At 31.2% G+C, this 13,233-nt stretch carries 9 protein-coding genes; 8 read left to right on the forward strand and 1 reads right to left on the reverse strand.

Annotated features, from left to right (window positions below):
- Nucleotides 1–196 precede the first annotated feature (196 nt).
- Nucleotides 197–3,730: a pyruvate:ferredoxin (flavodoxin) oxidoreductase gene (nifJ, locus tag CLOTH_RS00625; RefSeq protein ID WP_079410180.1), complete on the forward strand. Its 3,534-nt coding sequence runs from the start codon at nt 197–199 to the stop codon at nt 3,728–3,730.
- Nucleotides 3,731–3,863: 133 nt separating this feature from the next.
- Here the strand turns inward: nifJ and ychF are convergent, their stop codons facing one another.
- The gene (gene ychF / locus CLOTH_RS00630; protein WP_079410182.1) at nt 3,864–4,958 is read right to left on the reverse strand and encodes a redox-regulated ATPase YchF; all 1,095 of its coding nucleotides are present in this window, start codon (nt 4,956–4,958) and stop codon (nt 3,864–3,866) included.
- A 200-nt stretch (nt 4,959–5,158) separates the two neighbouring features.
- On the opposite strand from ychF, the gene CLOTH_RS00635 reads away from it, so the two are divergent.
- From CLOTH_RS00635 to CLOTH_RS00665, 7 genes are all read left to right on the forward strand, one after another.
- On the forward strand, nt 5,159–6,268 hold the full coding sequence (locus CLOTH_RS00635) for a CbiX/SirB N-terminal domain-containing protein (protein WP_079410184.1): 1,110 nt from the start codon (nt 5,159–5,161) through the stop codon (nt 6,266–6,268).
- 13 nt (nt 6,269–6,281) lie between these two features.
- Nucleotides 6,282–7,541, forward strand: coding sequence for an EF-P 5-aminopentanol modification-associated protein YfmF (yfmF, locus tag CLOTH_RS00640; protein ID WP_331721944.1), 1,260 nt, complete (start codon nt 6,282–6,284; stop codon nt 7,539–7,541).
- 11 nt (nt 7,542–7,552) lie between these two features.
- Nucleotides 7,553–8,839, forward strand: a complete 1,287-nt coding sequence (gene yfmH / locus CLOTH_RS00645) for an EF-P 5-aminopentanol modification-associated protein YfmH (RefSeq protein WP_079410188.1) — start codon at nt 7,553–7,555, stop codon at nt 8,837–8,839.
- Nucleotides 8,840–8,939: 100 nt separating this feature from the next.
- On the forward strand, nt 8,940–9,677 hold the full coding sequence (gene lgt / locus CLOTH_RS00650; protein ID WP_079410191.1) for a prolipoprotein diacylglyceryl transferase: 738 nt from the start codon (nt 8,940–8,942) through the stop codon (nt 9,675–9,677).
- A gap of 23 nt (nt 9,678–9,700) precedes the next feature.
- Nucleotides 9,701–10,636 carry a 16S rRNA (cytosine(1402)-N(4))-methyltransferase RsmH gene (rsmH, locus tag CLOTH_RS00655; protein ID WP_079410193.1) on the forward strand — a complete coding sequence of 312 codons (936 nt, stop codon included), beginning with the start codon at nt 9,701–9,703 and terminating at the stop codon, nt 10,634–10,636.
- 21 nt (nt 10,637–10,657) lie between these two features.
- On the forward strand, nt 10,658–11,017 hold the full coding sequence (locus tag CLOTH_RS00660) for a septum formation initiator family protein (RefSeq protein WP_079410195.1): 360 nt from the start codon (nt 10,658–10,660) through the stop codon (nt 11,015–11,017).
- A 19-nt stretch (nt 11,018–11,036) separates the two neighbouring features.
- A complete protein-coding gene (locus CLOTH_RS00665; RefSeq protein ID WP_331721945.1) occupies nt 11,037–13,202 on the forward strand; it encodes a stage V sporulation protein D in 2,166 nt (721 codons plus the stop codon).
- The last annotated feature ends 31 nt before the right edge of the window (nt 13,203–13,233 follow it).

The following is a 13,233-nucleotide window of genomic DNA, read 5'->3' on the forward strand; positions in this document are numbered from 1 at the left end:
ATGGTATGGTAATAGTTAATAATGTATAGAGTATACATTACGAATAATCGTAGAAATGTTTTTGAAAATAGTGTACAATAATTGTGAAAAATAAAATTATCCAAATGTCAGAATTGTATACTCAATTTGAACTAAAAGATGATTTCACAATTTGGTTGAAAAACCGAGTTGAATAAAAAATGAGGAGGGAAATTTAATGGCAAGAAAAATGAAGACGATGGATGGAAATACGGCTGCTGGTTACGTTGCCTATGCGTTTACTGATGTTGCAGCTATATATCCTATAACACCATCATCGCCTATGGCAGAATACGCTGATGAAATGTCAGCATTTGGACAAAAAAATATTTTCGGACAAGAGGTAGAGGTTGTTGAGCTTCAGTCTGAGGCAGGAGCTGCAGGAGCTGTTCATGGTTCTTTAGCTGCAGGAGCGCTTACTACTACATTCACTGCTTCTCAAGGATTATTACTTATGATACCAAATATGTACAAAATAGCTGGGGAATTACTTCCGGGAGTATTCCATGTAACAGCTCGTGCAGTAGCAAGTCATGCACTTTCTATATTTGGAGATCATTCAGACGTTATGGCAACTAGACAAACAGGTTGTGCACTTTTAGCTTCAGGATCAGTACAAGAAGTTATGGATATAGGAGGAGTTGCTCACTTATCTGCTATAAAATCAAGAGTACCTTTCGTACACTTCTTCGATGGATTCAGAACTTCTCATGAGGTTCAAAAAATAGAAGTTATAGAATATGATGAGTTTGCTAAACTTGTTGACAAAGAAGCTGTTAAAGAGTTTAGAAATAGAGCTTTAAATCCTGAGCACCCTGTAACAAGAGGTACAGCTCAGAACCCAGACATATTCTTCCAAGCAAGAGAAGCTTGCAATACATATTATGATAGAGTTCCAGATATAGTAAATGACTATATGAAGGAAATAAATAAATTAACAGGAAGAGATTATAAGCCATTTAACTACTACGGTGCACCAGATGCAGAAAATATAATAGTTGCAATGGGATCTGTTACAGAAACTATAGAAGAAACTATAGACTATTTATCAGCTAGAGGAGAAAAAGTAGGATTAATAAAAGTACATCTATACAGACCATTCTCAGCTAAGTATTTCTTTGATGTTTTACCAGCTACAGTTAAGAAAATAGCTGTACTTGATAGAACTAAAGAGCCAGGAGCAATAGGAGAGCCACTTTACCTTGATATCCGTTCTTTATTCTACAATAAAGAAAATGCTCCTTTAATAGTTGGTGGACGTTATGGTTTAGGATCAAAAGATACTACTCCATCTCACATCAAATCAGTATATGATAACTTAAAATCTGAAAATCCTAAAGATGGATTTACAATAAGTATAGTTGACGATGTTACTCATTTATCTTTAGATTCAAAAGAAAAGATAAATGCAGCTACTGAAGGAACTATAAGATGTAAATTCTGGGGATTAGGTTCTGATGGTACTGTTGGAGCAAATAAGAGTGCTATTAAGATAATAGGAGATAAAACAGATTTATATGCTCAGGGATATTTCTCTTATGACTCTAAGAAATCTGGTGGGGTTACAATTTCTCACTTAAGATTTGGTAAAAAGCCAATAAAATCAACTTACTTAATAGATGAAGCTGACTTTATTGCGTGCCACAACCAATCTTATGTAAATCAATACGATTTATTAAAAGGATTAAAACCAGGTGGAACTTTTGTTCTTAACTGTAAATGGACTAAAGAAGAAGTAGATGCAAATCTTCCAGCTTCAATGAAAAAGTATATAGCTGACAATAACATCAACTTCTACATCATAAATGCTACTGCTATAGCAGAAGAAATAGGTCTTGGAAATAGAATAAATATGATAATGCAATCAGCATTCTTTAAGCTTGCTAATGTTATATCTATAGATGATGCTGTTAAGTACCTAAAAGAAGCTATAGTTGAGTCATATGGTAGAAAAGGTGAAAAAATAGTAAATATGAACAATATGGCTGTTGATAGAGGTATAGATGCTCTTGTAAAAGTAGAAGTACCTGCTTCTTGGTCAGGAGCTGTTGATGAAGCTGCTTTAACAAGATCACAAAATGTTCCAGAGTTCATAAGCAAAGTGTTAATTCCTATGAATAGACAAGAGGGAGATTCTCTTCCAGTAAGTACTTTCGTAGGATCAGAAGATGGAACATTCCCTCATGGTACTGCTGCTTACGAAAAACGTGGTATAGCTATAACTGTTCCAGAGTGGCAAATGGATAAATGTATCCAATGTAACCAATGTTCATTTGTTTGTCCTCACGCAGCTATAAGACCTTTCTTAGCTACTGAAGAAGAACTTAAAAATGCTCCAGCTGCATTTGAAACTAAGAAAGCTATAGGTAAGGGTCTTGAAGGATTACAATATCGTATGCAAGTAACAACTATGGATTGTACAGGATGTGGAAACTGTGCAGATATCTGTCCAACAAAAGAGAAAGCTTTAATAATGAAAGAAGTTGAAACTCAACATGAAGTACAAATTCCAAACTGGAACTTTGCTATGACTTTACCAGTTAGAGATGACTTAATGCCTCGTGATACTGTTAAAGGAAGTCAATTTGCACAACCACTTCTTGAGTTCTCAGGAGCATGTGCAGGTTGTGTTGAAACTTCTCATGCAAAACTTATAACTCAATTATATGGAGATAGAATGTATATTGCTAATGCAACTGGATGTTCTTCAATTTGGGGAGGATCTGCTCCATCTACTCCATACTGCAAAGATAAAAATGGAAGAGGACCTGCTTGGGCAAACTCTTTATTCGAAGATAATGCAGAGTACGGATACGGTATGGCACTTGCAGTTAAGCAAATGAGAAACAGATTAAAAGATATTATGACTGAAGGTATGGAACTTAACATATCATCAGAATTAAAAGAAGCATTCAAAACATGGGTTGAAACGATGAATGATGGAGATGCTTCTAAGAAAGCAAGTGAAAACTTACTTTCAGTATTAAATTCAGCTAATATAGAAGATGCTAAAGCTAAAGAAATAGCTGATGAAATAATAGAGAAGAAAGATTTCTTAGTTAAAAAATCAGTTTGGATCTTCGGTGGAGACGGCTGGGCATATGATATAGGTTATGGCGGACTTGATCATGTACTTGCTTCAGGAGAAAATGTAAACGTACTTGTATTTGATACAGAAGTTTACTCAAATACAGGAGGACAGTCTTCAAAAGCTACTCCTACAGGATCTGTTGCTAAATTCGCAGCTTCTGGAAAGAAAGTTAAGAAGAAAGATCTTGGTATGATAGCTGCAAGCTATGGATATGTTTATGTTGCTCAAGTTGCTATGGGAGCTGATAAAAATCAATTCATGAAAGCTGTAATCGAAGCTGAGAAATATGATGGACCTTCATTAATAATAGCATACTCTCCATGTATTGCTCATGGTATAAAAGAAGGTATGGGACGTACTCAAAACCAAATGAAAAAAGCTGTCGACTGTGGATACTGGCATTTATACAGATTCAATCCAGAGCTTAAAGAACAAGGTAAGAATCCATTTATATTAGACTCTAAAGAGCCAAAAGAAAGCTTCAAAGACTTCTTAATGGGAGAAGTAAGATATACTACACTTGTAAATTCATTCCCACAAGAAGCAGAAGAGTTATTTGCTAAAGCAGAAAAAGAAGCTAAGGAAAGATACCAAACTTATAAGAGAATGGCTGAAATGTAATAAATAAAAAAGAAGTGAAGATATCTTCACTTCTTTTTTTATAATGAATAGGAAATTATAAACTTTTTGAATTGTGGATAATTTATAATTTCCATTATGAATTTCAAGAAAGTCTATTCAAAGAAAGACTTTTTTATACATTAAATCTAAATAGTATAACATCCCCGTCTTTAACTACATAATCTTTACCTTCAAGTCTCACAAGACCTTTTTCTTTTGCAGTAGTCATTGTACCAACTGAGATTAAATCATCATATGCAATAGTTTCAGCTCTTATAAATCCTCTTTCTATATCTGAGTGTATTTTACCACCTGCTTGAGGAGCCTTTGTTCCAGCTTTTATTGTCCAAGCTCTAACCTCTTTAGGTCCAGCAGTTAGGAAGCTTATAAGACCAAGTAAAGAGTAACCTGCCTTTATTAATTTATCAAGACCAGACTCGTTTAGCCCTAGATCCTTTAAAAACTCAGATTTTTCACTATCGTCAAGCTCTGAAATTTCAGCTTCTATTTGAGCACATATGACAACAACTTGAGCATTTTCCATAGCTGCAAATTCTCTAACTTTGTTAACATACTCATTAGATGCCCCATCGTCAGATAAATCGTCTTCAGAAACATTAGTAACATAAATTACAGGCTTGTCTGTAAGCAGATTAAGTTGTTTAACAAAAGCTCTTTCATCATCAGTAAAATCCATAGATCTTACAGACATATTATTTTCTAAAGTTTCTTTTATTCTATTTAATATATCAAGTTCACCAGCAAGAGCTTTATCAGACTTGGCTGCTTTTTGAGTTTTTTGTATTCTTCTTTCTAACACTTCAATATCTGAGAAAATAAGTTCTATATTTATAGTTTCTATATCTCTTATAGGGTCAACAGATCCATCAACGTGAACAACATTAGGGTCTTCAAAGCATCTAACAACGTGAACTATAGATTCAACCTCTCTTATATGAGATAAGAACTTATTTCCTAATCCTTCTCCTTTACTAGCTCCCCTAACAAGACCTGCTATATCGCAAAATTCAATAGCTGTAGGAACGACTTTTTCTGAATTATATAATTCTTTAAGTTTTAATAATCTCTCGTCAGGAACAGAAACAACCCCTACATTAGGCTCAATTGTACAAAATGGATAGTTTGCAGACTCAGCTCCTGCTTGAGTTATAGCATTGAAAAGGGTACTTTTACCAACATTAGGCAATCCAACTATACCTAGTTTCATTTAAATCTTCCTCTCATGTATTATTTATAATTTAAATTTTATACAAAATTGTTTAAGGCATACAGAAAAATTATAACTCATATACAAAGTCAATGCAAATAAGAAATTCAAATATAGACATACTTATGATTACAAAATCAGTTGATGTTCTTTTATCTTTAAAGTTTTCATACTTTAATATAAAGCTATAAAGTTAGGTGATGGATATGTATAAAAAAATACTCTTAGGAATGTCGTTTTTTTCAATATTAATATTTGATGGATTTTTAGAAAATATGTTTATTGTAATTTTTACTATATCTATATATAAAGCTTTCCAAAATAAAGATACCCAAAATCTATTTAAATGTTTTGTTATTTCATATATTATTCTTAATTTAGTATTAGTTATTTTTTATAAGGAAAAAGTAGATTATAGCATTTTAGAACCATATAATCCACAAGATAAAAAGGCAGTTATTTTAGTTTATCAAGGAGAAGACAGAAAGTACAATCTAAAAGAAAGATCCAGGGAAATTTATGAAAGTGATGGTGTGTATTCTTTATTTACAAGTGTATACAAATTACATAGATACAAGGACATGTATGAGAAATTAGGATCAAGTGAATTCAAAAATAGAAGCTATCAATTTAGAAAGGAATTAAGTAATAAACTAGGTCCTAATTATACAGTTTTAAACTCTAATTTATATACAAGGCCCTATTTAGAAAATATAGTTGCTGATCTTGTAAATAAAGGATATAAGGAAATAATATTTTGCCCAATGTTTTTAACTGAAGGAAGAGAATATAAAACATTTCAGAAAAGAGTAGAAAATATGGAACTTATAAAGTACGGTGTAAATATTAAGGTTACAGGAGTGTTTTGGGACTCAGAAGAAATAGCTAATGTATATAAAGATAATATATTGGCTTATCTGAACAAAAAAAACGATAATATGGGCATATTGCTTGTTGGCCTTAAAGAACAAAATGACTTAAATCAAGATATAATATTTAGGGAAAAGATAAAAAATCAATTATTAAATGAAAAAAAAGACAATATAAAAATAAAATTAGCTCTTTTAGAAAATCATAAAAGGGATATAATAAAAATAGGAGAGGAATTGCTAGAATATGGTATAGATTTATTGTATTTGGTTATACCTACTTCTATGTTTGAAACTATACAAATAAGATCTTTAGCTGAGTATGTACTTAGAAAATTATATGTTTCAGATGAAACTAAATATTATTATATAGGACCAGTAAATGATAACAGTATACTAGTAGAAGAATTATATAAGAAAATAAAATTGATACAAAATTAAGGAGGTAGTAATTTTGGATACAATAGAAAAAATAAACTTAGGAGAAGGATTGAACTTAATATTAATAAACACTCCTAAATTCAAGACAAACCTAGTAAGTGTTTATATGCAAAGACCTCTAAATAGAAATGAAGTTACAAAAAATGCTTTGATACCTAGCTTACTAGAAAGTGGAAGTATGAACTTCAAAAGTCAAAGAGAAATATCTAAGAAATTAGATGAGCTATACGGAGCTAGTATATTATGCGATACAAGTAAAAAAGGAGAAAAGAGTATACTAAGCTTTAAATTAGCTATTACAAATGATATATATATAAACGAAAACATATTTATAGAAGGATTACGCTTTTTAAATGAGATAATAAGCAATCCATTAGTAGAAAATAATGGATTTAAAAAAGAATATGTAGAGATAGAAAAGAACAATTTAAGAGATAGAATACGAGGAAGAATAAATGATAAAAACCATTATTCTATAGAAAGATGTATAGAAGAAATGTGTAAAAATGAAAATTTTAGTATACATGAATACGGCTATGAAGAAGATTTAGATTCTATAGATGAAGTATCTTTATACAATCACTATAAAGAAGTAATAAAAACATCACCTATAGATATTGTAGTAGCAGGAAATTTTGAAAAAGAAAATGTGATAAATGACGTGAAAAATATATTCAACTTTGAAAGATCTAATATAATCACAATTCCTAAAGAAAAAATAAGATTTGATGTAGATAGTGTAAAAAATGTAATTGATAAAATGGATGTAACGCAAGGAAAAATAGTTTTAGGATTTAGAACAAATGTAGATTATGAAGATGAAAAGTATTATTCCTTAATGGTATATTCAAGTATTCTAGGAGGAGGACCTCATTCTAAATTATTTATGAATGTTAGAGAAAAAGAAAGCTTGTGTTACTATATATACTCTTCTATCGAAAAGTATAAATCTATAATGTTAATAGGGTCAGGTATAGAGATAAATAACTACGATAAAGCACTAGAACTTATAAATAAAGAACTAGAAAAAATGAAAAAAGGTGAAATTTCAGATGAAGAAATAAATAATAGCAAGAAGTCTTTGATTAACTCTATAAATTCAGTTAAGGATAGTTTAGGAGGACTTACAGAATTTTATTATTCTCAAGCTATAAGTGGAACAAAAGAAAATTTAAGCTCTATAATTGAAAAGATAAATAATGTGACTATAGATAAGGTTGTAGACTCTTGTCAAGAAATAAAACTAGATACAGTGTATTTCTTGAGAAACTAAGGAGGTAAAGAATGAAGAAAATATTTAATGATATATTAAAAGAAACAATCTATTATGAAAAATTAGATAATGGGCTTGAAGTATTTTTTATGCCAAAGAGTGGTTTTACTAAAAAATATGCTGTGTTTGCAACCAAATATGGATCTAATGACTTAGAATTTATTCCATTTAATAAAGAAAATAAGATAAAAGTTAATGAGGGTATAGCTCACTTTCTAGAACATAAGATGTTTGAACAACCAGGTGGAGGTAATGCATTTGATAAATTCTCAGACCTTGGGGCTAGCGCTAACGCATATACTAATTTTACAATGACAGCGTATCTTTTCTCTGCTACAGATAACTTTTATGAATGTCTAGAACATTTGATAGACTATGTTCAAACTCCTTATTTTACTGATGAGAACGTAGAAAAAGAAAAAGGTATAATAGAACAAGAAATAAATATGTACAATGATAATGCAGACTGGAAAGTGTATTTTAATACACTAAAGGCTATGTACCAAAAACATACAACAAAAGTTGACATAGCAGGTACTGTTGAAAGTATATATAAAATAACTAAAGAAGAGCTTTACGACTGTTATAACACTTTTTATAGCCCGGGAAATATGGCGCTATTTGTAGTTGGAGATCTTGAAATAGATAAAGTTATGGAAACTGTAAATAAAAGCATGAAAAAAGAGTTTAGTCAGTTACAGGGAGAAATTAAGAGGTTTTATCCTAGTGAACCAAATGAGATAAATGAAAAAGAGATAGTAGAGAATCTAACAGTATCTATTCCTATGTTTAATATAGCCTTTAAAGATACTGATGTGAATTATGATGGTGAAAGATTGCTAAAGAAAGAAATGGAAACAGAAATAGTGTTAGATATGATATTTAAAAAAGGAAGCAGTCTTTATGAAGAATTGTACCTAAATGGACTGATAAATGAAAATTTCGGGTGTGACTATATGGGGCATATAGATCATGGGTACACTATCGTAGGAGGAGAATCTAAAGATCCTTATAAAGTGAAAGAAATAATATTTAATCATATAGCTAAGTACAATAAAGAAGGATTAAGTCAAGAAGATTTTGAAAGAATAAAAAGAAAGAAAATAGGTAGATTCTTAAAATACTTTGATTCAGTAGAATTTATAGCTAATAATTTTATATCATATCACTTTAAAGGAATAAATCTAATTGATTACATTGAGGTTTTAAAGGGTGTAAATTTTGAAGATGTAGTAAAAAGATTTGAAAATCATTTCAAAGAGGAGTATTCTGTAATATCTATTATAAATCCTAAGTAGAATACTTGAAAATGTTGAAAAATTGACATAATAATAAAGTAGAATTATAATAAAGCTAGGCTTAAAGCCTAGCTTTATTCATTGTTGGAGGTGTGATTTTATGAATCCTGTGGCTTTTAGTATATTAGGAGTAGATATTAGATGGTATGGAATACTCATATCAACAGGTATAATACTTGGTATTTTACTTGCTGTAAAACAAGGAAGGAAATTAGATATAAATGAAGATAAATTAATAGACTTATATTTAATAGCTGTACCGAGTGCTATAGTTGGTGCTAGAATATATTATGTTATATTTAATTGGGCATATTATAAAGGAGATATATTAAAAATTATAAATATAAGAAGTGGAGGACTTGCAATTCATGGAGGAATTATAGGCGGAGTAATTGCTGCTTATATATATTGCAAGGTGAATAAAATTGATTTTAATACAATTTTAGATATATCTGCGCCAAGCCTTATATTAGGTCAAGCAATAGGAAGATGGGGTAATTTTTTCAATCAAGAAGCATACGGTAGGCCAACTAATTTGCCTTGGGCAATAACAGTAGATGGAGTGAAAGTACACCCTACTTTCTTATATGAATCTCTTTGGAATATATGTCTTTTCTTATTTTTAATAAGATTTAGGGACAAAGCAAAATATAGAGGACAGGTGTTTATATATTACGCAGGAATATATTCAGTAGGGAGATTTATAGTAGAGAGCTTTAGAATTGATAGTTTAATGATTGGGCCATTAAGAACTGCCCAGGTAATAAGTATACTAACGATAGGAATTTGTTTTTTAGCAGATAAATATCTTAGAAATAACCCAAAATACAGTAATTGAATGTAGATAGAGGAGAGAAAACAATGGAATTTAATCACGTATCTGTTTTGTTAAATGAATGTATAGAAAATCTTAATATAAATCCAGATGGAGTATATGTAGACGGTACATTAGGAGGAGCTGGACACTCATTAGAAATAGCTAAAAGGCTAAGTGATAAGGGACTTTTAATAGCTTTTGACCAAGATATAAATGCTATTGAAGTAGGATATGAAAGATTAAAAGATTATAACGATAGAGTTAAATTAATTCATAGGAATTTTGTAAATTTAAAGGAAGAGCTTGAAAAAATAGGAGTGCAAAAAATTGATGGATTGCTACTAGATTTAGGTGTATCTTCACATCAACTTGATGAAAGAGAGAGAGGATTTTCTTACATGCAAGATGCACAACTAGATATGAGGATGGACACTAGAAATCCTTTGACAGCTAAAGATATCGTAAATAACTATAGTGAGAAAGAACTAGAAAGAATTATAAAACTGTATGGAGAAGAAAATTGGGCAAAAAGAATAGCACAATTTATAGTGGAAGAAAGAAAGAATGGTGAAATAAGTACAACTGGACAGCTCGTAGATATAATAAAAAAGGCGATACCTAAAAAAGCTAGAATAGATGGACCACATCCAGCTAAGAGAACATTTCAGGCATTAAGAATTGAAGTAAATAACGAACTAGGGATAATAGATAAAGCAATAGTTGATGCTGCAAATATGATGAATAAACACGGAAGGATATGTATAATAACCTTTCATTCTTTAGAAGATAGAATAGTTAAAAATACTTACAAGGAATTAGAATGCGATTGCATATGTCCGAAAGAATTTCCTATATGCAAATGCGATCAGGCTCAAATATTAAAAGTTATAACGAGAAAACCAATACTTCCTAGTGAAGAAGAGATAGATCAAAACCCTAGATCAAGAAGTGCAAAATTAAGAGTAGCAGAAAGAGTTTAGGGTTTTGCTTGGGGGGATAGTATGAATAATGGTGAAAAGATAAGAAGTTTACAGGAATATAAGAATAGAAAGAAGAATAAAATTTATAGGGAAAAAAATTCAAAAAAGAAACGTAAAAGTATTAACCCAATTAAAATAGGTTTATTCATTATAGTAGGTATAGTTTTGTCACTTATGTGCAGATATGCAATTATTTCAACTTTGAAATATGAAATACACGCATTAAATAGAGAACTAAGAGAGATAGAAAACAAAAAAAGAGAGTTACATCTTAATTTAGAAAGGCTAAGTAACAGTGGATATATAGAAAGAGAAGCGAAGAAAAGATTAAATATGAATTACCCAGATGATGAGCAGATTGTTTATATAAATGTAGATTAAGTAGTTGGGGGGCTAAGTTTTGGCTAGATTGAGTATAAGAAACAGAAAAAGGCTTGTTATGTTGCTGCTTGTTGTTATAGTAGCTTTCTTTGGTCTTATATTTAGAATAGGGTACTTACAGTTAGTTAGAGGACCGTGGTTAAGAGATAGAGCTTTATCTCAACAAACTAGGGATATACCAATTGAAGCTAAGAGAGGAACTATATATGATAGAAAAGGAAAGGAACTTGCAGTTAGCATTACAAAGCACATAGTCTGGGCAAAGCCAGTAGAAATAAAGGAACCAGAGAAAGCAGCTAAATCATTAGCCGCTATATTAGAAGAAGATGAAGATGTTATGCTAAGAAGACTAAAAACTAAGAATATGGGGTTAGTTAGATTAGCTAGATGGATAGATGATGACAAAGCTAATGAAATAAGATCATTAAGGCTTTCAGGAGTATGGGTTACACAAGATAACAAAAGGTATTATCCATACGGTAACTTTGCATCATACATATTAGGCCATGTTTCTGCTGATAATGCTGGAGTTGCAGCTATAGAGTTAGAGTATGATAAGCATTTAAGAGGGGTTCCGGGAAGACTTATAATAAATACAGATGCATCAGGAAGAGAAATACCTTTTTCAAATGAAAGATACAATGAACCGCAAGATGGTATGGGTGTAGTACTTACAATAGATGAAGTTATTCAGCATTACGCTGAAAAGGCTTTAGACAAGGCACTAGAAATAAACAAAGCTAAAAGGGTATATGCGATAGTAATGGATGTCAAGACAGGAGATATACTTGCTATGGCAGCAAAACCTGATTATGATCCGAATGATCCAAGAAAACCATTGTATCAGTTGTTTGAAGAAGAACTTGCAAAATATGATGAGAAAGACAAAATAAAAGGTTGGTTTCAAATGTGGAGAAATCCAATGGTAAATGATATATATGAGCCAGGGTCCACATTTAAACTTATAACATCTGCAGCTGGAATAGAAGAAGGTGTTGTAACTCCAGAAGAAGAATTTTATGATAAAGGATATATAATGGTAGCTGATAGAAAGATAAAATGTTGGAGACATTATAATCCTCACGGTAGAGAAACATTTACTGAGGCAGTAGAAAACTCATGCAACCCTGTTTTTGTTGAAGTAGGCCAAAGACTTGGTGTTGATAAATTGTATGAATATATAAATGCGTTTGGATTCACTTCTGCAACCGGTATAGATTTACCTGGTGAGGGAAGTGGTCTTATGTACAGTAAAAAGGCTGTTGGACCTGTAGAACTTGCGACAATATCATTTGGGCAGAGTATATCTGTAACACCTATGCAGCTTATAACATCTATTGCAGCCATAGCAAATGACGGAAAACTTATGAAGCCTAGAGTTGTAAAAGAATTAGTAGACTCTAAAGGTAATCTTATAAAGAGATTTGAACCAGAGTTAGTAAGACAAGTAATATCATCACAGACTTCTAGAACTATAAGAGAAATAATGGAATCAGTAGTTTCAAATGGTTCAGGTAAGGTAGCGTATATACCTGGATATAGAGTTGGTGGAAAGACAGGAACAGCTCAAAAGGTTATAGATGGAAGGTATGCAAGTGGTCATTATATTGCATCTTTTGTCGGAATAGCTCCAAGTGATAATCCAGAGATAGCTGTTTTAGTTGTAATTGATGAACCAAGAGGGGAAAGTCACTTTGGTAGTTTAACTGCTGGACCTGTAGCTAAAGAGATAATTTATGATACATTAAGATACTTAGATATAAAACCTTCATATACTGAAGAAGAAAAAGCAGATTTAGTAAAAGAAGAAACTACAGTACCAGAGGTTAGAAACCTAAAATTATCAGATGCAGGAAAAATACTTCTTGAAAGGAATCTCAATTTTACTGTAGAACCACATATGCATTCAGAAGGGGATTCTGTTGTAATTGACATGTTTCCTAAACCTCAGGCAAAAGTTCCTGTAGGGTCAAATATAATACTGTATGTTAAAAATAATGATAGTGATTTATCGACAGTAATAATTCCTAACTTAGAAGGAAAGACAGTAAAAGAAGTATCGAATATATTACAGGGGTTAGGTCTTAAATTGAAAATTGTCGGAAATGGAGTTGCTGTAAATCAAAATCCAAGACCAGACTCTCAAGTGGATTTAAATTCCACAGTAACAGTAGAATTTAAATAACTATCAAAAAACAATAAACTATTATATAATT

Source organism: Alkalithermobacter paradoxus (assembly GCA_002029295.1).
GTDB classification, from domain to species: Bacteria; Bacillota; Clostridia; order Peptostreptococcales; family Peptostreptococcaceae; genus Alkalithermobacter; species Alkalithermobacter paradoxus.

Bases quoted from the DNA above. Each gene is read 5' to 3' on its own strand.
- nifJ (WP_079410180.1), top strand. From the start codon at position 197: ATGGCAAGAAAAATGAAGACGATGGATGGAAATACGGCTGCTGGTTAC.
- ychF (WP_079410182.1), bottom strand. From the start codon at position 4,958: ATGAAACTAGGTATAGTTGGATTGCCTAATGTTGGTAAAAGTACCCTT.
- CLOTH_RS00635 (WP_079410184.1), top strand. From the start codon at position 5,159: ATGGATATGTATAAAAAAATACTCTTAGGAATGTCGTTTTTTTCAATA.
- yfmH (WP_079410188.1), top strand. From the start codon at position 7,553: ATGAAGAAAATATTTAATGATATATTAAAAGAAACAATCTATTATGAA.
- lgt (WP_079410191.1), top strand. From the start codon at position 8,940: ATGAATCCTGTGGCTTTTAGTATATTAGGAGTAGATATTAGATGGTAT.
- rsmH (WP_079410193.1), top strand. From the start codon at position 9,701: ATGGAATTTAATCACGTATCTGTTTTGTTAAATGAATGTATAGAAAAT.
- CLOTH_RS00660 (WP_079410195.1), top strand. From the start codon at position 10,658: ATGAATAATGGTGAAAAGATAAGAAGTTTACAGGAATATAAGAATAGA.